Raw genomic sequence first — 1,357 nt, 5'->3', positions numbered from 1 at the left:
AAAACCGGCTACCGGGCGGCTACCGCCACCCCGGTACCTGGTACCGCCTTACCGGTCCCTAAAACAAGCCCGCGTCAAATTGTTCAACAATGATGGTGTCAATCCGGTGGTTGTCAATTCAATGATGAACAACGGCGTAGGTGGATATACAAACAGACCGACAACCGAGCCTGGCCAGATAATTACCTTCAGCGACACAACGACTTCTGAAGCGATCTTTTACCAGGCAGCTCCCTTCGTAGGCTATCCTCACGTTCAAGGGCTTTATCCCAAGGGAAGCTATGCAACAAAATGGAACGAATTTAGCTTGCTGTTTTTTATGACTGGATTTCGAAAAGTGGCTGAGCTGCGGAACTTCACCTATGGTGACAAGTTCACCCGAGTGTTAGCAGCTGAGTTCCTCGTTCCACTCCCCGTCACTTACGATGGAGATCCCAATTGGGACCATATGGAGCGCGTCATGCGTGACCAGCTTACACGGCAAGAATCCAAGCTTGACGCACTCTTAGCTATCGATGCCGCTATGCCGATTGGGGCTGAATGACTTGAACTAGTCGGACGTGCTCTAGTTAAGAAGTCCCTGGGGGTAAGGCTCCACAGTCCGGTTTTGAGAGAATCGGTTCAAATTAGGCGAGGCAAAGTCGTCCTCAAGAGCGGGCAATCGAGGATTATACGTTGTTGAAGAAAAGTTTCCCGAAAAAGTTTGGGCATTGAACGGAGTTTCGGTTCAATGGAAAAGGAGTTTGGAATAACTCTAAACTGTCAGAAAAGCCAATATTAGCCGAGATTCCTTCCTCTGCTAAGAAGATGATTCATTTTTGATAGGCAGTCGGCATAGCTGGACCTGAGTTCGCGTAGCAACGGATTGCGGACATTACCTCTTTTAGCGGGTTGGGCATATCGTCAAAGTCTGAGCCAAAGGCAACGCGGGCAAGAACACCAGCTTTTTTGGAATTCCGAAAGTCGTCTGCAAGATTGAATTGCTTCGACTTTTCCAAAAAGGACGGCCATTGATGAAGTTCACTCTCTAAGTCGTGGTTTAGAATAATGACTGATCTTCCAATTTGAAGGCCTTCACCCCATTTGAATTTCTCTAAGCCGTCTCCGAAATTAACCTTCAAAGCTGCTTTTACAAACTTTTCCACGCCGTTTTTCCAGCTATCCAGTATTTCTTGTTGCCTTTGCTGTGCGATTACTAGGTGTTCTGGGTTTCCGTAGTCTGGTTCGCGAGAGAACTTTTTATTAATAGTATTTTTGCTACTTTCCTCTGCAGTACGCATTGAAGTGTCCCAGGTTTTGTTCCGTTTGAGTAGATGGGAAATCTGGAATATGCCAAGAAAATTTGACCAGGATGCGA

Annotated in this window: 2 protein-coding genes; one reads left to right on the top strand and one right to left on the bottom strand. The window is 46.8% G+C overall.

Annotated features, from left to right (window positions below):
- On the top strand, positions 1 to 544 hold a 544-nt coding region (locus tag ABRP88_RS11320; protein ID WP_349837255.1), incomplete at its 5' end, for a restriction endonuclease subunit S.
- Positions 545 to 812: 268 nt separating this feature from the next.
- Here the strand turns inward: ABRP88_RS11320 and ABRP88_RS11315 are convergent.
- Positions 813 to 1,357, bottom strand: a 545-nt coding sequence (locus ABRP88_RS11315; protein WP_349837254.1) for a hypothetical protein, incomplete at its 5' end; no start/stop codon positions are given.

The organism is Corynebacterium sp. KPL2734 (genome assembly GCF_040225595.1).
GTDB classification, from domain to species: Bacteria; Actinomycetota; Actinomycetes; order Mycobacteriales; family Mycobacteriaceae; genus Corynebacterium; species Corynebacterium rhinophilum.
This window is presented reverse-complemented; position numbering and strand designations above follow the sequence as displayed.